This is a genomic window from Intestinibacillus sp. Marseille-P6563 (genome assembly GCF_900604335.1).
Lineage (GTDB): Bacteria > Bacillota > Clostridia > Oscillospirales > Butyricicoccaceae > Butyricicoccus_B.
Genome location: NZ_UWOD01000002.1, coordinates 705,663 through 725,587, shown reverse-complemented (window position 1 = coordinate 725,587; position 19,925 = coordinate 705,663). Strand labels below are relative to the sequence as shown.

The 19,925-nt window shown below is 52.3% G+C and carries 18 protein-coding genes and 3 pseudogenes; 5 read left to right on the top strand and 16 right to left on the bottom strand.

Annotated features, from left to right (window positions below; all coding sequences use genetic code 11):
• Positions 1-41: 41 nt before the first annotated feature.
• Positions 42-3,548: an SNF2-related protein gene (locus tag EFB11_RS11635; RefSeq protein ID WP_243115220.1), complete on the bottom strand. Its 3,507-nt coding sequence runs from the start codon at positions 3,546-3,548 to the stop codon at positions 42-44.
• Between EFB11_RS11635 and EFB11_RS11630 the strand changes: the two genes are divergently transcribed.
• Positions 3,519-4,073, top strand: a complete 555-nt coding sequence (locus EFB11_RS11630) for a recombinase family protein (protein WP_243115219.1) — start codon at positions 3,519-3,521, stop codon at positions 4,071-4,073. The two genes, EFB11_RS11635 and EFB11_RS11630, sit on opposite strands and share 30 nt — an antisense overlap.
• A gap of 373 nt (positions 4,074-4,446) precedes the next feature.
• Here EFB11_RS11630 and mobQ read toward each other — a convergent pair.
• The 7 genes and pseudogenes from mobQ to EFB11_RS11580 form a co-directional block, all read right to left on the bottom strand.
• Positions 4,447-5,190, bottom strand: a pseudogene (gene mobQ / locus EFB11_RS11620) (MobQ family relaxase); the annotation flags it as partial.
• Positions 5,191-5,604: 414 nt separating this feature from the next.
• On the bottom strand, positions 5,605-5,811 hold the full coding sequence (locus EFB11_RS11615) for a DUF3847 domain-containing protein (protein WP_122790376.1): 207 nt from the start codon (positions 5,809-5,811) through the stop codon (positions 5,605-5,607).
• A 112-nt stretch (positions 5,812-5,923) separates the two neighbouring features.
• Positions 5,924-6,130 (bottom strand): annotated as a pseudogene (locus EFB11_RS11610) (LLM class flavin-dependent oxidoreductase); the annotation flags it as partial.
• 506 nt (positions 6,131-6,636) lie between these two features.
• On the bottom strand, positions 6,637-8,016 hold the full coding sequence (locus tag EFB11_RS11600) for a DNA primase family protein (protein ID WP_122790374.1): 1,380 nt from the start codon (positions 8,014-8,016) through the stop codon (positions 6,637-6,639).
• Positions 7,994-8,725, bottom strand: a complete 732-nt coding sequence (locus EFB11_RS17220) for a CHC2 zinc finger domain-containing protein (protein WP_243115218.1) — start codon at positions 8,723-8,725, stop codon at positions 7,994-7,996. The genes EFB11_RS11600 and EFB11_RS17220 overlap by 23 nt, the downstream gene beginning before the upstream one ends.
• Positions 8,726-8,791: 66 nt before the next feature.
• Positions 8,792-10,711: a recombinase family protein gene (locus EFB11_RS11585; protein WP_122790373.1), complete on the bottom strand. Its 1,920-nt coding sequence runs from the start codon at positions 10,709-10,711 to the stop codon at positions 8,792-8,794.
• A gap of 1 nt (position 10,712) precedes the next feature.
• Positions 10,713-10,916 carry a transposon-encoded TnpW family protein gene (locus EFB11_RS11580; protein WP_122790372.1) on the bottom strand — a complete coding sequence of 68 codons (204 nt, stop codon included), beginning with the start codon at positions 10,914-10,916 and terminating at the stop codon, positions 10,713-10,715.
• A 261-nt stretch (positions 10,917-11,177) separates the two neighbouring features.
• On the opposite strand from EFB11_RS11580, the gene EFB11_RS11575 reads away from it, so the two are divergent.
• From EFB11_RS11575 to cptIN, 3 genes are all read left to right on the top strand, one after another.
• Positions 11,178-12,005, top strand: coding sequence for a sigma-70 family RNA polymerase sigma factor (locus tag EFB11_RS11575; protein ID WP_122790371.1), 828 nt, complete (start codon positions 11,178-11,180; stop codon positions 12,003-12,005).
• Positions 12,006-12,036: 31 nt separating this feature from the next.
• Positions 12,037-12,948: a hypothetical protein gene (locus EFB11_RS11570; protein WP_122790370.1), complete on the top strand. Its 912-nt coding sequence runs from the start codon at positions 12,037-12,039 to the stop codon at positions 12,946-12,948.
• 259 nt (positions 12,949-13,207) lie between these two features.
• Positions 13,208-13,828, top strand: a complete 621-nt coding sequence (gene cptIN, locus EFB11_RS11565; RefSeq protein WP_122790369.1) for a type III toxin-antitoxin system CptIN family toxin — start codon at positions 13,208-13,210, stop codon at positions 13,826-13,828.
• 99 nt (positions 13,829-13,927) lie between these two features.
• Here cptIN and EFB11_RS11560 read toward each other — a convergent pair whose 3' ends face one another.
• Positions 13,928-14,200: a DUF6809 family protein gene (locus EFB11_RS11560; RefSeq protein ID WP_122790368.1), complete on the bottom strand. Its 273-nt coding sequence runs from the start codon at positions 14,198-14,200 to the stop codon at positions 13,928-13,930.
• Between the two features lie 13 nt (positions 14,201-14,213).
• Complete coding sequence (locus EFB11_RS11555; RefSeq protein ID WP_122790367.1) at positions 14,214-14,564, bottom strand: TnpV protein; 351 nt, start codon at positions 14,562-14,564, stop codon at positions 14,214-14,216.
• A 249-nt stretch (positions 14,565-14,813) separates the two neighbouring features.
• On the opposite strand from EFB11_RS11555, the gene EFB11_RS11550 reads away from it, so the two are divergent.
• Positions 14,814-15,995 (top strand): IS110 family transposase, encoded by a 1,182-nt coding sequence (locus EFB11_RS11550; protein WP_122788747.1) that lies wholly within the window; start codon positions 14,814-14,816, stop codon positions 15,993-15,995.
• 211 nt (positions 15,996-16,206) lie between these two features.
• On the opposite strand, the gene EFB11_RS16905 is transcribed toward EFB11_RS11550, so the two are convergent.
• The 6 genes and pseudogenes from EFB11_RS16905 to EFB11_RS11525 all read right to left on the bottom strand — a co-directional run bounded on the left by EFB11_RS16905 (position 16,207) and on the right by EFB11_RS11525 (position 19,865).
• The gene (locus EFB11_RS16905; protein WP_164706667.1) at positions 16,207-16,350 is read right to left on the bottom strand and encodes a hypothetical protein; all 144 of its coding nucleotides are present in this window, start codon (positions 16,348-16,350) and stop codon (positions 16,207-16,209) included.
• A gap of 56 nt (positions 16,351-16,406) precedes the next feature.
• A pseudogene (locus EFB11_RS11545) lies at positions 16,407-16,703 on the bottom strand (conjugal transfer protein TraG); the annotation flags it as partial.
• On the bottom strand, positions 16,700-17,188 hold the full coding sequence (locus tag EFB11_RS11540) for a PcfB family protein (protein ID WP_122790365.1): 489 nt from the start codon (positions 17,186-17,188) through the stop codon (positions 16,700-16,702). The pseudogene EFB11_RS11545 and the gene EFB11_RS11540, both read right to left, overlap by 4 nt.
• A 6-nt stretch (positions 17,189-17,194) precedes the next feature.
• Positions 17,195-18,094, bottom strand: coding sequence for a DUF6017 domain-containing protein (locus tag EFB11_RS11535; protein WP_122790364.1), 900 nt, complete (start codon positions 18,092-18,094; stop codon positions 17,195-17,197).
• 380 nt (positions 18,095-18,474) lie between these two features.
• Positions 18,475-19,266 (bottom strand): Cof-type HAD-IIB family hydrolase, encoded by a 792-nt coding sequence (locus tag EFB11_RS11530; protein WP_206424182.1) that lies wholly within the window; start codon positions 19,264-19,266, stop codon positions 18,475-18,477.
• Positions 19,267-19,361: 95 nt separating this feature from the next.
• Entirely contained in the window at positions 19,362-19,865 is a 504-nt protein-coding gene (locus EFB11_RS11525) for a hypothetical protein (protein WP_122790363.1), read from the bottom strand.
• Positions 19,866-19,925 lie beyond the last annotated feature (60 nt).

Sequence of the window (19,925 nt, the reverse complement as noted above, 5' to 3'; positions counted from 1 at the left end):
TTGGGGTTGACTTTTAATAGTTAATCTTTCAAAAACCAGATTTATAGTTCCATATCCTGTTCTTCCTCACAGTCCAACACAGGGGTGTCCGGCGGGGATTCCCCGTGTTCTTCAAACTGCTGTCGGGTCTGAATCGCAGCGGACAGTTTGGCAAGCAGGTCAAACATTTTGGTGCTGTCCCGGCTGCCTTTGAAATAGCGGTAGTTCCATTCTCCAATTTGGGGATCGTACCGGATACTGTGAAGCGAATTGATGATCCAGCCCTGTGTTTTGAGAGGAACAGGAATTTCATGCTCACGAAAGAGCTGCATAATGAGAGATTTGCCGTTGATCTCCCGGTTTATCACCTCCTTTCCCGCCATAATATTTCCTTCGGCCTCACGGATGGCGGAATCGTAACGGGCCTGTCGTTCTTGTGCCAACTGCTGTTCACGGGCGTCTTGCTGCGCCCGTCTTTCATCAGCTTGCCGTTGCCGCTCCGCAGCAATGGGGGCATTGTGGGCTTTTGCTTCCTCATACCGTCCAAGCAGATTGGCAAATCCCAGATCAGCCCACCGGTCCGGGGCTTCCATAACCTTGTGTTCCAAAGCAAGCTGTTCATTGCTCCACGCACCCCGCAGGATTTTCAATTCCGTGACCCGGTTTTCCAATTCCATCTTCTGTGCGACCATCGGATTGTCGGTAGCAGCCGCCTTGAACTGTGCGGCAGACAGGACGGTTTCATCCACATCCTCACAAGAGCGGGCAATGTGTTTTCCGGTGAGAATCTGCGTGATATAGCGCAATTTCTGCTCCTGAATCTGCCAGAGATACGCATCAAATGTTCCTTTGGCTACGAATTGCTTTATCATAATTTCCGGGTTTTCGTTGCCCTGCCGTACCCCACGTCCATTTCGCTGTGTAATGTCAGAGGGCTTCCACGGACAGTCCAGATGGTCAATGGAGATTACCTTATTCTGAACATTCACGCCGGTTCCCAGCTTGCTGGTGCTGCCGATTAAGATACGGACTTTTCCTTGGCGGGTACGCTCGAACAGTTCCTGCCGCTGTGCTTCAGAAGTGGCGTCGTGAACAAAGGCTATCTCCGATTCCGGCACACCCTTTGCCAGCAGCACATTTCTTATTTCATCATATACATTGAATTTCCCGGCTTTGGGAGTGCCAACATCACAAAAGACAAGCTGCGTGGAAGCAGAGGCGGCGGTGTCCTTCCAAACCTGATAAACATCCTCAATGCAGACACTCAACTTACTTCCTGTACCATCCGCATCCGGTCGAATCAGGCGCGGGTCAATCGCCATCAGGCGGGCCTCACCGGTCAGCTTCAGCATATTATCTTCTTCCGGCTTCACTCGGCCGGTTCGGATTGCTTCCGCCCGCAGAATAAAATCGGCCATGATCGCCTGCTGTGCGGGTGTGGCTTCCACCGAAACAATCTCCGCTTTACCAGTGCGAACAGTCGGGAGTCCGGGAATATCCAACATATCCGCTGTTTTGATGTCAGCGACCTCACGAAAGACAGCCATCAGTTCAGGGAGATTGTAGAAACGGACGAAGCGATCACGCATCCGATAGCCGCCGCCCTCCGGCTTCAATTCCAGCACAGAGGCTTTCTTTGCAAAATGGGCGATCCAGGTATCGAAGTAGGACCAGCCGAAGCGTTCCAACTCCTGCGGCTGCAAATACCGCTGCATGACGAACAGTTCGGAAATCGAGTTACTGATTGGCGTTCCGGTCGCAAATACTACGCCGCGCCCCTGATTCGTTTCCTGTAAATACTGGCATTTGAGCAGCATATCAAAGGCGCGTTGACTGCTTGAGGTTGTAATACCAGCCACATTCCGCAGCTTCGTAAAGACAAAGCAGTTTTTGAAAAAGTGCGCCTCGTCCACCATCATCATATCTACGCCGAGCTGCTCAAAGGTCAGCAGATCGTCTTTCTTTTCCTCGGCAGACAGCTTTTTCAGCCGCTCATCCAGATTTTTGCGGAAAATGACCATCTGCTTGACAGACCAATTCTCGCCATTTTCGCTCTTGATTTCATGGATTGCATTTTCAATATCGTTGATCTGCCGTTCCAGCATAGCAATCTGCCGCTCTGTGGAGATTGGGATTTTCTCAAATTGGCTGTGCGCCAGAATCACTGCGTCATATTCTCCGGTGGCGATTTTAGAAATGTAGCGGTTGCGGTTTTTGGGAGTAAAATCCTCTGCGGTGGATACCAAAAGGTTTGCGTTGGGGAAAAAGCGGTAGAATTCTGTTGCCCACTGGCCCACCAGGGGATTGGGAACCACAAACACCGCCTTGTGGATCGCTCCCAGGTTTTTGAGGTACATCCCGGCGGCAATTAAAGCAGCGGTCTTTCCGGCGCCTACCTCATGTGCGGCAAGCCCCGTCCCGGTATAGATGACACGGGCAGCAAAATCAAGCTGGTGCTTCCGCAGTTTCATCTCCGTGTTCATGCCGGGAAATACGAGATGGCTCCCATCAAACTCACGGGGGCGAACTGTGTTGAAGGTTTCATTGTAGATGCGCAGAAGCCTATCCCGGCGCTCCGGTTCTTTCCAAACCCAGGACGCAAATGCTTCCTGAATCTGTTGCTGCTTGGCACGGGCAATCATGGTTTCCTGTGCGTTGACTACATATTTAACCGACTTGTTGCCCTTTTCGTTGATGTATTCCTGCCGGTCACGGACAGTAGTGGACTGCATATTAAGGCAATCCTCAAAAATCTCATAAGCATTTTTCCGTTTGGTTCCGAAAGTCTGGTTGACCATTACGGAATCCGGTTCCGCATTTTTATTGGTGACACGCCAGGTCGTGGTATAGGAGAAATACTCAATGTCAATGCGGTGTCGGTTGTCGCCGCCCTCGATGACCTTTTCATATCCGCTGGTCTGGAAGGTTTCATACATGAATTGGCGGTAATACTCAATGGGAACCCAGATGGCACCCATATTCACTTCGATGTCAGCAGGAGTCAGCGGCTCCGGCTGTACTTCCTCCAAAGCCTCTACATTCCGGGCAAAGAGTTCCGGTTCTTCTGCTGCCTTCTGACGTGCGTAGAGCAGTTTATCCCGCACATGACCACTGAGATATTCTTCTGCAAGTTCCCATCCTTCCAGCGGATTACCGTAGTATTTCTGGGGATTGAGATAGATGCGAGTATCCAGCTCTTGCACCAACTCCTGTGGGGCTTTTCCTGTCAGGAAGGACATATAGGGCAGATCCACCCGCAGCTTGTGATTCAGGCAGATTTGAAGGGCGTCCTCGGCGGTGTCTGCATGGTTGACCTGACGGAAAGGACGGATGGTGGCTTTGGTGAAGATCGCTGATTTATCCCAACCGGTCTTGTCTTTCCGCTCATCCTCGATAGAGCGCAGCAAGGGGAATTGGTCATCATCAGAAAAAGCGAGGATGTTTCCTTTGCTGTTGATGGCTCCATACTTTGCAACGAAGCGGTCATATACCTGATTGAGTGTGTCCTGTACTTTCTGGAGATCAACCGGGTCATACTCATGGGACTGGATGTTGATATCGTCTACCACCTAAACGACCACGGCATTCCCAGCCCGACAAGCTACCGAAAAAATAAAGGTCTGCCATATTCGTGCGCTGTATCTGACAATCCCATGTGGGGGGATCGGGTGCTTACAAACATTCTTACCAACCCTATTTATACCGGGGATTTGGTACAGGGCCGCCGCCGTGTGAAAAGCTATAAGGTACATGAAATTGAGGCTGTGCCGGAGGATGAATGGGTGCGGGTGGCCGATACCCACGAGGCGATTATAGACCGGGAAACCTTTGAAAAGGTGCAAGCCCTATTGAAGCGGGATACCCGGACGGCCCCACGGAAAAAGGAGCTACATCTGTTTAGCGGTTTTCTCCGCTGTGCAGATTGCGGAAAATCCATTACACGGAGCCAGAGCGGGAAAAATGTGTATTACGCCTGCTCTACCTACAAATACCGCTCCCGGGCCGCCTGCTCCATGCACTCAATCAAGCATGAGCGGCTGGAGGCCGCCGTCCTGTTTGCCGTCCGTCAACAGGTACATTTGGCTGTTTCCTAATATGAAACATTCATATGTTTGATGCATGCTTTTGGCAGTATATGGCCACAGCACTTTGGCACACACACCCGTTCTTTATGTTTTACCTTTGCAGGGAATACGGTATAAAAGATTCTGTCATACTACTTTTATATCATCAAGTTAGCAGAGGTGAAGCACAATGGACTACAATTACAATGAAATCCTGCGGGAATACCGCACATATTTGGCCGAACATGAAAAATCTCACGCAACTATACAGAAGTATGTCCGTGAGACGGTTTGGTTTCTTCAATTTTTAGAGGGCGAGGAAGTTACCAAAGCAAAGGTGCTGGAATATCGGGAGCAAATGCAACAACGGCACCAGGCTCGTACCGTCAACGTCAAGCTAGTGGTTTGCCACATCCGCCCATGCAGCCCGCCACAAAACAAGCTGCTCGTCGCTGTTCCAGCGTTCCGTGATGGGATTTTACCTGCCATATTTGGTGCTTTTAGGATATTTGGATACCCGTTCATAGCCCTGCGCCTGCGCTGCGGATGGGGCCATATACACCTTCTTTTTGCCCACTTTGTACTGGTACTGTTTCTCCCAACCGTCGGCCTGCGCCTGTTTGAACTCGGCGGCGGTAAAGCCCCGTTCCTCGCCGTCTTTGACGCAGAGATATTCTTTCTCAGTTTTGTACTGCCATTTTCCCTTTTCATCCAGTGGGCGCACCGTCAACAGGATATGGGCATGGGGATTGTGTCCGGGAGGATACGGGTCGTGGATGGCAGCATCGGCGCACATTCCGTCTGCCACGAACTGCTCCTTGATGAAATCTTGCAGGAGCTGGATTTGTTCCTCCCGGCTCAGTTCTATGGGCAGCGCCGCCACAAATTCACGGGCAAGGCGGCTGTCCTTTGCGGTTTCGGTTTCCTCCACGGCGTTCCACAGGGTTTCCCGATCCTGCCACTCTGCGGGGGCGGTGGCTGGCAGAAAAACCTGCCGCCACCCAAGGCCCTGTTTACGGGTGTAGTCGTGCTGCACCCCGTCATACTCATTGAGCATCCGGGAACAGCTCAGATAGGCCGCAGCAGCCACGGCAGAGCGCCCGGCTCCACGGCTGACCATCTTGGCCTCCAAATGATAAATCGCCATTGTCTACCGTCCTTTCCGAAGGGCTCGATTACAACAGGTACGTCGTGAAATGCGACGTACCACCAGCAGGGGTGGAACGATTTGTTCCACCCCTGTATCTGTGTCAAGCTGCCGGTGGCAGGTTGACGCAGGCAGGCGGCGGGATGGGGTGGCAATATACCACCCCATGAACAGGGGCTTCCAAAACGGAAAGCCCTGCGCCGACTGCATGGGCAAGGCTGGCAGTTTGGCAGAAATGCAGCCTTGTCCAGCGGCTCCCGCAGGAGCCGCAATCCTCCTCGGAGAGCGCACGTGTCCGACCAACGGGAGGGCTACCACCGCCTGCTTTAGCAGGTAGTGAGTAAGTGCGCCCTTCGGGCCCTTCGGGATAAAAAGAGGGAGGCCCCCGGTTTCCCGGAGACCTCCCAGCCGTTTTCAATCGTGTCCTGCCAGCTGTCGCCGCAGGCACTCTTCCAGATTATCAAGCCCTACCGCCTGTACTTCCGGCAGCACTTTTTCCAGTACAGCGCCCTCCTGAATGAGCCCCCTTGTCCGGGCTTTTCGCTCCTTCACCCGGTCCCGTGCCTGGGCTTCCTCCAAGCGGTGCTTTGCCTGCAACAGTTTCTTTTCTTCACTTGTCATGGGATTACCTCCGTTTCTGCCTCGTCGTCGCAAGCTGTGCATCCTTCGCTTCCGCACAGGTGCGAAAGCTCACTCGCTCCGCTACTCCTCCTCTCCCCACAAAGGCGTCGCCTTTGCGGGGACCCCAATAAATGTCATATCCCAGCACGTCGGCCAGCTCCACAACCTCCTTGTAGCGGATGGATTCCCGCTGGAGCTTGGCCGACAGGTTGGAAACGCTGTCCGACCAGTCGTATTCCTCGTGGAGCCGGTCAACTACCTCCTGCATGGTGTATCCCGCCCGGACGATCTGTGCCTTAATCTCATTGCGTACCGTCATCATCAAAAATCCTCCTAAATTTACTTGATAAAAAAGCGAAGCCGGTACGCCTTCTGGCATAACCGCTTCGCTGTGTGGTGAAAAATCTCCTTGTCACCAAATCCGTTCAGAATTGCCGGTGTGATGTCCTGCCCATAGGTCGCACCTTCCGACTTTTTCGTTACGTGTGACTTGGCTTGAAACCGTGCATTTCCCCATAATTCCATGCACCCGGTTCACCGGGACGAGAAGCACAGTTTCGTAAAATGATTTCTTCCAACCGTCAACTACTTTTCGATTCTCACTTGCCTTGATTTAGCATGGGGATTTGACCGGTGATTCTGGCTGCCATAGCCGCCGAATTGCTATAAAAGGGAGAACAAGGGTCAATCAAAGCGTACGTACGTACAGCGTCCTCACAAACTCCACATCCTTCGCTTCCGGCTAAAGCCGAAAGCTCACTCGTTCCGCTGCTCGTCCTTTCCCCAACGGAACCGCTTTACAGGGTTCCGCTGGGGGCCCCAGTATTAACGCCGCCATTCCTCCGGCACATCTTCCGGTACGTACGTACGCATCGAATCACCGGAAAACACTGATATATGATTTCTCACCAGTACCTCAATCCCCAAAAAGCCACGAACCCGCCGTCCGGCGGCATTGGTCACATTATTGCAGTATTCCAGATTGTAGCGGCTCTGGCAGGCAATCAGGGCTTCGCTGAAGCTGCGGGGTTTCAGGGCGGGTAGGTTGTTTTCGGTGCAGTAAATCTGGTATGCCTCATACAGCTCTTTGGAGCTGGCAGATAGATCGGCTTTCAGGCGAACATACCCGTCAGAATCCAGAAAATCATATACATTGTTGTTGTCCCGTTTGACTGCCTCCCGGTTTTCTCTGGTGCGGTCACTTTCGGTAAACTTGAAGTTGTTGGCGGCCAGCCGCTGCAATCCCTCAAAAGCCCACAACAGGATGCCCTCCACCTCGGCTTTCATCTTCTCGGCCAGGTCGGGATCATCCACACGGCCAGCCGGTTTTTCTTTCGTGGTTAGCACCAGCTGTCGGCGATAAAATCCATCGCTCCGGTCAAACAGGGCCTGCAAATCTCCATTGGAGAAGGCCAGCAGCCGGGCGCACATCCATCCCTGATAACTCTGCTTGCCCTTGCGCTCCAAATCCATCTTGCCCTGGGCGGTGACGATGGATTTCACATAGTTGGTCTGGCGCAGGGCCTCCATTCGCATATCGTCATCCACGCACAGGAGGATATGTTCCAAATCGGCACGGGCAAACCGGTTCTCGGATATTTTCCCGATGCTGCCATCCTTCATGTTGGAACCGAACAAAGTTCCCAGCACAGCGCCGATCTGCGACTTTCCTTCGCCGCCGTTGCCTTTAATCACCATCATCCGCTGTCCCTTGTTGCTGGGAATCAGACAGTAGCCTATATATTCCTGCAAGGTGGGGATGTCCTCCGGATAGAGCAGGCCATCCAGAAATTGCAGCCAAAGGACAGGCTTCGGAGCGTTAGGGTTATAGTCCACAGGGAAACGGTTGCGGACGATTTTCGGCTTTCCCTCTGCAAAGGTTCCGTCCAGAAAAAGTGTCCCGTTGGAAAGATGAATCCGGTCCGGCTCTGAGGGAAATTCCTCCACCAGCGCCGCCAGCTTCATCAGCTCCACAATGTTGCTGATTTTGCGGGGAATGTTGCTGACCGCACAGCATTTCAGCTCCTCAAAAATTTCTCCCCGCAGGGGCAGTTCATCGGTCACACGGCCTGCGGGCGTGAAAAAAGCCCCGTTTGTGAAGATGATCTTGTGCGTCTGCAAGAACTCCTCACAAAACAGGGCTTCGTTTATGCTTTTGCCATCGAACCAGACGGGCATCCCGTCAAGCTGCGCTTTGCTTTTCATGGGCGCTATCCTCCTTTTTCAGCCTGTCCAGCCGTTCCTCCAAACCGGCGATCAGGCCATCCTTGTTCAGCATTTCCACGAGTTTCACCCGCTGTTCCAGCTCGGCGGCAATCAGCAAATCCGCCAGATACTCCACATAGTCCAGCATCTGGCAGGCTTCCACAAACCGGTCATCCTCGTCCTCACAAGCTGCATATCCCTCGCTCCCGCCTTGCGGCGAGAGCTCGCTCATTCCGCTGCTCGTCCTCTCCCCAACGGAACCGCTTTGCTGGGTTCCGTTGGGGACCCCAGTTTCATCTGGATGGGATGGGGCATAGTTCTGTTTCCAACCTTCCAGAAGATGCAGATAATCGCACAATACCCGCAGACAGCGCACTTCCTCCTGCCGGTATGCTTTCAGCAGAGGACGCTCCAGTTTGGGCAGGGCAGCTGCCGCAGGGGGCTTGTCCGGGTCAATCCCGAAATCCTGTGCCAGCTTCTGCGCTGCCTCGTAACTGCTCAGGTCAAATAACCTCGCCACAAGGTCGATCACATCGCCGGTGGCTCCGCAGCCGAAGCAGTAAAAATACCGTTCGTTCAGCTTCATGCTGGGGTGTTGGTCCTCATGGAACGGACAACTGCACATCCCGTTTCGGCCCACTTGCAGCCCATAGTGTTTCGCTACATCCGGCACACAAATATTCTGTTTTACCAGTTCAAAGAGTGTCATGAAAATCCCTCCGTTTCAGGGCATAAAAAAGCGGCCCGCCCGGTTTGTTGGGGCAGGCCGCAGTCTTTATGCAGTTTGTGATGTTTCCGTTTCTTTGGCTTTCCGCTTTTCCTGCCGGTAGAACTTCTCCCGGCAGGCGGGTTTGCAAAATTTAGCGTTGGGGCGAACAGACTGGAACGGCTCTCCGCAGCACTGGCACACCAGTTGGTACGGTTCACCCGGAACGATCAGTCCCTCGGCAATCTTCTGTTTGCGCTCCTTCTGGCGCAGATATTTTTCATGGTCACGGATGCGCTTCTGGCGGCGCTTTTCCTCCGCAGCCAGTTCTTCCTCGGTGGGTTCGGGCATGGGCACTTCAAACTTCCCGATGAAATTCAGATAAATCTCAATTTCCTGCACCCGTTCCCCGGTGCTTCTGTCCGGGGCATGGACCAGAATTTTCTCCACAAATTCATGGATCATGGGGGCGGTCAGCTCGGTGAAATCCGTATATTTCTGTGCCAGCGCCAGAAAGTGACTGGCACGGTCCGTGTCCTCATGGAACTGATCCAACTGTGCCTGCTCGGAGGCAAGCAGCTGTTCCAGCTCGGCCTGTTCCTTCTCATATTCGGCACACAGCAGCTCGAACCGTTTTTCCTCCAACTTGCCCATTGCATAGGTTTCGTATAGCTTTTTAATCAGCACATCCAGCTCGGCGCTGCGTTTGCGCTCCTTGGCGACCTTGCGTTTCAGCTCCTTGGCCGCTTCCTGCTGGCGAACCTGTGAAATGCTGCGAACTTTCTGAATAAATTCCTCCTTGTTCTGGATGGCATAGCTGGCGGTAGTGCGGATGGTTTCCAGAATCAGAGCGTTCAGAGCCTTAGTGCTGACCGTGTGAGAAGAACACATCTGCGTTTCTCTCTCAAAGGTCAGGGTGTAGGTGGAGCAGTTATAGAAGTCAGTTCCATACTCCCGCCCGTCCTTTTTGCGCTTGCCCCGGTGGTTATACATCTTGGCTCCGCAGTCGGCACAGAACACAAGGCCGGTCAGGGGATTGGCGACGCCAGTGGTATCCGTCCGGCGCACCATCCGTTTCACCTGCTGAGCCAGCTGCCAGGTTTCCGGGTCAACGATGGCCTCGTGGGTGTTCTCAAAAATCAGCCAGTCGGACGGGTCATTTTTTACCCGCTTATCCCGGTAGGACTTTTTGGAGGAACGGAAATTCACGGTGTGCCCCATATACTCCGGCTTGGTCAACATGGCGCTGACCGTGAAGCCGTACCAGTCATAGGGGCGGCTGGTGTCCACGGTGTTCTTCCGGCTGCCTCTGCCGTTGCGAGCCAGATAATAGGCGGGGCACTCCACCTTTTCCTGTGTGAGTATCTTGGCAATCTCATGGGGGCCGTGCCCCTCCACCGCAAGCCGGAAGATCCGCCGCACCACGGCGGCGGCTTCCTCGTCTACCAGCCAGTGGTCCTTGTCCTCCGGGTCTTTTTTGTAGCCATAGATGGCGTTGTTAGTGGTGGGCTTGCCTGCCTTGCCCTTGACACGGTATGCTGCCGAAACCTTTTTGGACTGGTCACGCAGATACCATTCGTTCATGATATTGAGAAAGGGCGCAAACTCGCCGCTCTCTTGTTCCTCGCTGTCAATGTTATTGGCGACAGCAACAAAATGAACCCCATTCTGCCGGAACATTACCTCGGTGTAAAAGCTGGTTTGGAGGTAATTTCTGCCGATCTGACTTAGGTCCTTACACAGCAGATGGGCCACCTTTCCCGCCTCGATGTCCGCTACAAGGCGCTTCCATGCGGGACGGTCAAAGTTGCCGCCGGACCACCCATCGTCTGTGTAGTGGACGATATTGGTGTAGCCCCGCTGTGCTGCATAGCTTTCGAGATACCGTTTTTGGTTCAGAATGGAGTTCGAGTCGCCCGTGAGGTCATCGTCACGGGACAGGCGCTCATAGAGCGCAGTGATTTTTTCTTCCGTCTGTCTGTTTGCCATATCAGGCGCTCCTTTCAGACGGACGGCTCATTTGTGGCAGTTCCATTATACCACATTCCGGCTGGTTTGCCAGCCCGTCGTTGCGGATCAGCCGCAAAATTTTATCTTCCATCGTTTCCTCGGCGGTTTCGCTGAGGTAGATACGAACTTTATAGGTGGTGTTACCAATGTGCCGGGTCAGAAACACGGCGTTTTTATCTGCCATAGAACCTCTCTTTCTTGCGCTTTCGGCGTATCCGGTGTATACTGTTGTTATAGTTCCGTTGTTTGTAACCTGCGATTGTGTTACTTCTTTTTTGTGTCAAGCCTGAACATGGCGAAAGCCCCCTTTCTCCTGCGTGAACGATCCGATGTAACCCAAGTAACTTATTTTTAGATTACTCTTTCACTAATAGGAGAAATCCGGGGTGCAAAACGGAACCATTTTTGAAAAATCGCAAAATTTTTTTTGAAAAGAGGTGGGGTCATGGCGTATCTGTCTGATGACGAGCTTCTGGATACCGAGGATGGCTTCACCGGATGGGACGCTGGGGCGGAAGAAACGCTGGAACAGGCGCTTGCGGAAGAACGTCTGGCCGAGCTGGAAAGTGAGCTGGAGCAGGACGAGCATCCCATCGACTATGAAGCAGAGCTGGAGGACGAGGAAGAAGCTGCCCCGGTCAGTGATAAACGGCTCAAACGGGAGATGCGGGCCGAGGCCATACGGCGGCTGGAGGAAGCAGCACGCACGGAGAAGGATTTCCGGGCCGTGGTGGAGGAATGGAACAAGCTGGACCGGAACCGGGAGCGTCGGGAACGGGACCACGAAAACCTCCGTGGGGATGTGCCGCTGGAATATCAGGCGGTGCCGGAACCGAAGCTCATTCCCCGCTGGATGAACAACCCCACATACCGGCAGCTGATGGCCGGGAACTTTCTGGACATCCTGTTTGACTGCCCCTATGAGATGAACAACCTCACTGCCGACGCCTTTATTTCCCGCATGGTGGAAGAACTGAGCGAGGAACACAAGGAGGTTTTGTATTTCCTCTCTTTGCGGTTGTACAGCACCACCAGGCTTGCCGCTGTGCGTGGGCAGTCTGACCGCAACATCCGCAAGCTGCGAAAGACCATCCACAAGAAATTGCAGCGCCAGATGTATGACCATCTGTGCGGCAAACCGGAACATAGCCTGACCTTGCGGGAACGTCAGTTTTTGGAGGAATACTCGAAAATCGCAAGGAAACAGGGTAAGGACGCCGTGATCCGGCGGGAGAACAAGACCAAGCGCAGAAAAAAGAAAAACCGCCCCTGATAATTGGGACGATTAAGGAGAAAGGGCGTGTATGATGAAAAATTTATTTGAACAGTCCCGTTCCCATTGGGTGCGGTACGATCATTACGAGCTGAAAACAGCGGAAGATGGCAAGCGGTATATCACCCCCGGCAAGAGCGCAAAGCCGGACGTCTACAATCCGCTGAAAGAGGTCCCCAACATTGTGCTGGATGCGCTGAATGTGGGGATGCTGATGATGGGACGCAAGCCGGAAGCAGAAGTGGAAAAGGCGGTAATGGAGTTTATCACCCGGTACGGCCTGCTGGGGCTGATGACCGCCCTGCCCACCACGCCGTCCTTTATGGACTATGAGGCGGTATACCTGCCCAAAAACCACTTCATTAAGGAAGAATCCATGGCGACAGACAAATACCTGTCCCTGTTTTATCCTTTTGACCAGCTGGACTTGGTGAAGAAAGGCATAGAATCCACGTGGAATGTGTCCGGTGACCGGACGATGATTGCCCTGACCATGACCTTCATGGACGAGCCGATGGCGAAAAACATGAGCTTCCAGCGGGAATATGCGGAACCCTACGACTGGGTTGCTCAACAGTTCAAGGACTGGGCCTTTACGCTGACCACCGCCTTTTTCTACTACAATGACTATGATTTCATGGGCGAGGACGAACGGGGGCTGCACCGCAAGGCTATGGCCGCATTTGGCGGGATTGCCCCCACCTACCACATTGAGCTGCTGGATAAGCCCACCATTTACTGGGATTTTCACTCCCTGCTGCTGGGCATCCAGATGATGTTCAGCTTTATGCTGGTGGACGGTGACCAGCCCCTGCGCCTGTGCAAGCACTGCCAGAAAGTGTTCCTGGGCAATCGGTCCAACGCCGCCTTTTGCAGTCCACGGTGCAAGAACCAGTACAATGTCTACAAAAGCCGGGGAAAACAACCTGACAAAAATGTGTGAAGGCTATACACAGCAAAAAGCCGCGGATTTTCACTTTTCTTTCGCTATTGACATAAATGACGCCGCCGCGTATAATACTATTAGAAGGGGAAGGTCCCCCAATAAAATATTGTTCGCTCCCTGATATGCGGCTTATAAATGGTCAGGATCACAAATATTGTTCGCTCCCCGATATGCGGCTTACAAATGTTCGGGATTCAAATGTTTGTGACGCCCTGTCGAAAGGCAGGGCGTCACTTTTGTATAGGAGGACACCTTGATGCCACGGGCGCAGCTCTATTTTCTATCTAACGAGTATTATCAGGACTTTCCGGATGACAAATTGATGCAAAACAAAGATACTATTGACGGCGTTCCGCACAGCCGCCCTTGCTTCTTTGCGTTTCCTGATGCACGGATACCCGAAATTTACTGGATCGTTCCCATTTCGTCCAAATACGAGAAATATAAGCGCATCGAACAGGATAAAATCAAGAAACATGGTCGATGCAATACCATCCGCTTCGGCACAGTTCTTGGCAGAAACACGGCGTTCCTGATTCAAAATATGTGTCCGGCAACTGAAAAGTATCTCACTCCATACATAGACAAGAACAAGCAGCCCATTCAGGTTGATGGCCGTGTGGCAGCTGATGTAGAGAAAAACGCCCGCAGTGTACTGGCTTTGGCTAAACGTGGGGCAAAAGTGATTTTCCCGGACGTATTTGCGATTTTCCAAGGCTTGGAACAGCAGCTCCAACAGGCAGAGGCAGAACGATCCTCCCTGTCGGCAGAGCTGGACAAGCCGAGTGTTCTGGCTCAGCTCCACCTCCTGACAGAGAAGACAGAATATCCGGCCAAGCATCGTACCAGCCTTGACAAGAATATGAATGGTCGTTAAAAAGCGCACCTTTAGGAATGGTAATTCCGATAATCATAGCATACAGAAAGCCCACGCCTCCGGTTCTCTTTCCGGCTGCGTGGGCTTTTTGGCCATCGCTTATTTCTTTTGCAGCTGTTCATGAGCTTCCTGCTGGATGATCAGCTCCGCTGAAAAGCCATACTTGAAGTGGCTCTCGCTTTCCTCGCACTGGGCGATAGCGTTCTGCGCCCGGAGTTCCCCCACCAGAGCATAGTCCTCTTTGCTGAGCCGCTGGGATAACTGCTCCATCAACGCCGCACAGATTTGGATCGCCTTGCGGTATTCCGGGGACGTGGGTACTACCGTTTCACAGGGATGAAACGCCCCGTTATACATGGCTTCCAAAATCATTGTGTTCCCTCCCTCAACAGTAGACCAGCTCAGTTAGGACAATTTCCTCGGCCCTGTTGTGGATGGAGTTCATGGAGCGCACCCATGCCATCTGGTCGGCAGCTTTCAGGACTTCTGTGACGCCCTCTTGCTGCATCATGGCTTTTTCAATGATTTCCAGCCGCTCCTGGCAGGATGTGTCGATTTCCTCCAAGTGTGGAAACAGTTTTTCGGTGACAATGAGATCGACATACAGAATGGGCCGGTGTTCTTTTAAGTAGGCACGGCGCAACCGGCCATATTTCCCGATATGGTACTCTTTGGTGTCCGATAACACAAGGTCGGGAATGAGATAGTCGCCGCATCTGGTGTAAGTCAGTTCCATACAAGGCTCCTTGTATTATAGAGTAGTAGTTATTAGAGCCCCTCTCCAAGGGCTGTGCTACACTGTAAGGGATGCTGTGGATTGGTTGGCGGCTCCTACCACAAGATGGTTCACGAAAGGTTCCAACCACAGCCCCTTACAATTTTGTTAATCAGTTAAATACCGCCAGACGGTTTATGTGGAACAAGGCTACAAAAGTAAGGTGTACTGTGGATACAGCATCACATATTTTCTCTGGAGGTATTTGTTATGGTAGTTTCTGTTGGCATTGATGTCTCAAAAAACAAGCATGATTGCTTCATTGTAAGCTCAGAGGGTGAAGTCCTGGCGGATGTTTTTACTATCCCTAACAACATGGACGGTTTTGATGCTCTACTGGAAAAAATTCGAGCTTGTACTACACCGCAGGACAAAATAAAAGTAGGGCTTGAGGCAACCGGGCATTACAGCTACAACATTCTTGGGTTTCTTCTGGACAACGGTCTGGCCACCTATGTCTTGAATCCCCTACGCACGAACCTCTACCGGAAAAGTCTCAGCCTGCGAAAGACCAAGACCGACCGTGTAGATGCTCGAACCATTGCTGCTATGCTGTTATCCGATGTGGGCCTCAAACCCTACACGAATACAGCATATCACAACGAGGAACTAAAGTCACTCACCAGATACCGTTTTGACAAGGTGAAAGAACGAGCAAAGCTGAAAAGCTCAATTTCCAGACTGGTTTGCATTCTCTTCCCTGAACTGGAGAAGCTGGTGTCCTCTCTCCATTTGGCGACTGTCTACGCTCTGCTGGAAGAGTTTCCAGGTTCCAAACAGATTGCCAAGGCACACCTGACAAGGCTCAAAACCCTTTTGGGAAACGCCTCCAAAGGTCGCTACGGTCGGGATATGGCTGTTACTATCCGGAGCGCTGCTCAGAATTCTGTTGGGTCCTGTATGCCTGCCAAATCCCTGGAATTGCAACATACCATCCGGCTTATCCGTGAATTGGATGCTGAGATCGCTGAAATCGAGGCTGAAATTGAGACAATGATGGACAAGATACAGTCTCCCATTATAACTATCCCTGGCATGGGCTTTCGTATGGCTGCCATGATTCTTGCTGAAATCGGCGACTTCTCTCGGTTTGAGTCGCCGGACAAATTATTGGCCTACGCCGGAATGTCGCCTTCTACTTACCAGTCCGGGCAGCTCAAAAATTGCTATCCCCACATGGAGAAGCGTGGCTCTCGATACTTACGCTACGCTCTTTACAACGCAGCCAAGTATGTCTGTCACTGGGACCCAACCTTTGCTGCTTACCTTGCTAAGAAAAGAGATGAAGGCAAACACTACAATGTCGCACTTTCTCATGCCACCAAAAAGTTAGTTCGTCTGCTGTTTGCCCTGGAAAGATCCAGACAGCCTTATTGCAGCTTGGCGGCCTAATTCCATCTTGTTAGCCTACGCCGGGGTCCCTACGGACCTCTGCTTTGCTATACCTTTCTTGAACTATCTCTTTTCACCACCACCATTCATTTTTGGGGTTGACTTTTAATAGTTAATCTTTCGTGGGAATGTGGTTGACAGTTACGGTAGGTTTGAAGGCATCCCTCCTTTATCATAACTGTCTGTTCATTCGCCACAAATGAGCCGTCAGTCATGATGTAATGTTTTTTGGTGTAATCCACCCTCTATACATTACATCATGGTTCTGTATGCTGTTGCTCTCGCCGCCGTCCCTGTCCTCGTCGCCTACGGAAAGACGGGAGTAAAGGGCTGTGATTTTGTTGTAATCATTCATGTGCATATCCTCCTGTGCGTCCATGTAGAGTTCTCTTACACTTAAGATTATGCACTCCACCGGGCGCTGCCGTACTCAATGCCCTTGCGATATTTCTTTGTATTCTTGCTCCTGGCGTACACCGCCAGCCGGACGATGACCGCCCCGGCGATGCCCGCCAGCAGGTCCAGCGGATGCAGACTTGGCAGCCCAGAAGAAAACGCCTCCGTAAAGCACTGGCTCAAATGCAGGAACTTTTCAGAGGCGTCAAGGCCGGGCGCAAGGCGCACCGCCTGGCAGAGCTTGTCAAAGAGATACACGAACAGCAGATACGGGAGGTTGGGGAGCAGCTTTTTCTTCCAGTCAACCGTCATAATTCCACACCCCGGTCTTTGGTCTTGACCTTCTCCCGCTGGCGGTGCTGTGCTTTGGCCTGCTGCTTTGCCTGCTCCAGTTCCTTGCGGATGGAGGGCTTTTTCTCTTTCTCCAGGTTCTTTGCGGAGAACTCCCGGAAGGCCGCTGTGATAACGTCGGCATCCCGGCCCTTGAAGAACACCAGGTAGCGGGGTATCTCGCCGCTGGTGTCCTTTTTCAGAGCAAAGTCAATGCCGTACTTCTTGGCGGTGGCGGAAAAGGCCCGGATGTTCTGGTCGGTGATCTCGATGTTGGAAACGCCGGTGTTGTGCTTCATCAGCTGCCGGAGGGTCTGTTTTCCGTGGTGCAGCTTGGTCTTGTGGCCGGTCGCGCCTTTCTGCATCTCGTCCAGCACTTTTTTCATGGCCTGTTGCAGCATCCCGGCGGAGAGCTTTGTAGCCTCCACGCAGAGGGCAACGGTGCGCTGGGTGACTTCTTCCTGCATGAGTGATTACCTCCTTTCTCCGCTGCCGTACAGGTCGTGGTTCACCAGGGACGCATAGTAGCTGTCGATGGTGGCCGGGGCGTTATACAGGGCAGCCAGCAGATATTTCTTGATGTTGCGGACATAGGTGGTGTTCTCCCGCATACGGTCCAACACATACTCGATGTGAGAACTGTTCAGCTTCAGGAACCGGGATTTGACCACCTCCGCCGGATAGTCGTCCCCGGCAATGCGGATCGTCTCCCTGCGGGAACAGACGGTATCCACCATGAGCTCCACCAACTCATTCAGCATATCCCGATCCAGCCGGTCATCTCGGCATAGATAGTCATACTCGATATTCTCCAAAATCAGTTCCCGATAGTTCTCTCGCTCCCGCATCCAGTCCCGTCCGGTCCGTTTGGCCTCTGCGGGGGGTTGGGGGCTTGATTGGATAGGATTTGATCCTTCCGTACTTGATGAATCAGTATTTGATATTTGGTTACTTGATCCTTTAGTATTTAATTGTGCGGGGTTTTCCTGTTCAGGTTTTCCCAAGACAGGAGAATCCAAGACTGGTTTTACCTGAACTGGATTTTCCCGTTCAGGTTTTCCCGGTTTAGGTTCCGGTGGCCTGGGCTGCTCCAGGATCGTGTACTCGATGCTGCCGAGCCGCCCGTTGGCGTTACGGACTCTTTCACGGATAATATACCCCGCATCTTCCAGCTCCCGAACCGTAGCACAAATGCTGTCCACTCCATCCCGGCATATCCGGGCAAGGCCTTTGGTGGTGTAGTCCCAATCCTCCGGCAAGGATAGCATGAGGGACAGCAGCCCCTTCGCTTTCAGCGACAGTGCCGTGTTCCGCAGATGATGGTTTGCCATCACCGTGTAGTCGCGGGTTTTCTCAATGCGAAATACCGCCATAATCTCACCTCCCTCCGGCGGTCTGGAAAAGTGTTCGTTTTCGGAAAAAATTCAATTCTGTGCCCATTTGCTTTTCCATGTGGGAAAACCTATGGACACTTGATTTGCATTTCCTACATGAAGAAATACCTTCGATTTCTCACCCCTTTCAATACAGTTTCCGTGTACTTGATGGAAAGTAAAAAACGCCATAGGATTTCCTATGGCGTTTGGGACAGGAAAAGGGTGCTGATATTTCACATCAGCACCCTTTATCCTGCCAGTATTAAAATTTTTGACTTCACATCGTGTTCCTTGCCTCTGAAAACATTGATTTTACTGGACTATCTCATGTTTTCTTATTAGAGGCGGGGGAAGAGGCTCTTTTTTTGATGTTATCATCAGCCATCAAGCAGGCCGTAATGCACCAAAGCGTTCCAGATGCCGTCGTGATCAACGTCATCGGTGATATAATCGGCCGCTTCCCGGACCGAATCGACGGCATTGCCCATCGCTACGCCGATGTGTGCATGCTGCAACATTTCCAGGTCGTTGCCGCCATCGCCAAAGGCCATCACTTCATCCGGCTGGATGCCGAAATGGGCGATCATCTTGTCCATACCGACCGGCTTGCCGCCATCGGCTGGGATGATGTCGGTAAACAGCGAAGTCCAACGGGCCGATTTGCAGCCGGGGACATGCCGCAAAAATTCCTCTTCCTCGGCTTCTGAGATGAAGGGGCTGAGCTGGTAGACCTTGTTGTGCAGCGCGCGCTGCACATCGTCCTGCGGACCGAGGACTTCCTGGCCGCCCAAAAGGGCAACGAGTTCTTCGGTTTCTTTGTTGAGCAGATTGATGTACAGGTAATCCAGTTCGACAAAGTCACAGGGAATCTGCTTTTCTTCCAGATAGGGAAGCAGGGAAGCAATCGAAGAAGCCGGGATGGATTTTTCATAGATCACCTGATTGCCAGCCATGCAGTATTGGCCGTTGAGCATCACAGCGCCGTCGAACTCGAAATCAAACGAACTGCGGAACATAAACGCGGTTTTGGGCGGACGACCGGTTGCTAAAAACAATTTTACACCCTTTTCCCGCAACAGACGAAGAGCCTTTTGCGTCGATGCCGACACGGCATGGGTTTGGAAACTCAAAAGTGTACCATCAATATCAAAAAAAATCGCACGGATCATACTTGTCCTCCTAAATGCTCGAGATGTTTTTAGTATACCATATCCCGGCATATCGGTGGATATTTTTTTTGCCACGCAATACCGCAATCCGGCCGTTAGACATGGCAGGTCATCTGATAGGAATAGGGATGGCGGGTATACCAGGTCGTGTGGATGGTTTTGAGCGACCAGCCGTCCCGTACCAGGTAAGAAACGGGCTGCGCCTGTTCGAATAATCCATTCCCGACAAACTGGACGCCTCCGTTGGTTGGTTCCGCTACCTCATTGAGGATGATATTCGTCCAGGAGGAATCGGTAAGCTCACTTCTGCTTTCGGTACAGAGTACTTGAGGCAGCGAATCGGCATGAGAAACATAAGCGCCATAATGATAGCTTTGTCCGCCCGTTGTGACCGAACCAGAGAGATAGACGACCGCATCGGTGCCAAATGCCTGCAAGGCTTGTGTGGCGGAGAGCGTCTGCGGCGCAACATACTGCGGTGTCAGTGCGGCAAAGTCTTCCACAGTGCGGGGGAGAGCCGGGTAACAGAAAAGTCCTCCCACCATACTGATACAGGTGGTAAGCGCTAAAAAAACGCAAGGAATCAACCGTTTTCGCATGGGGATCCCCTCCTTTCCTGTCTCCAGTGTAACAAAGTGGAAAGAACCCGACAAGAGAAA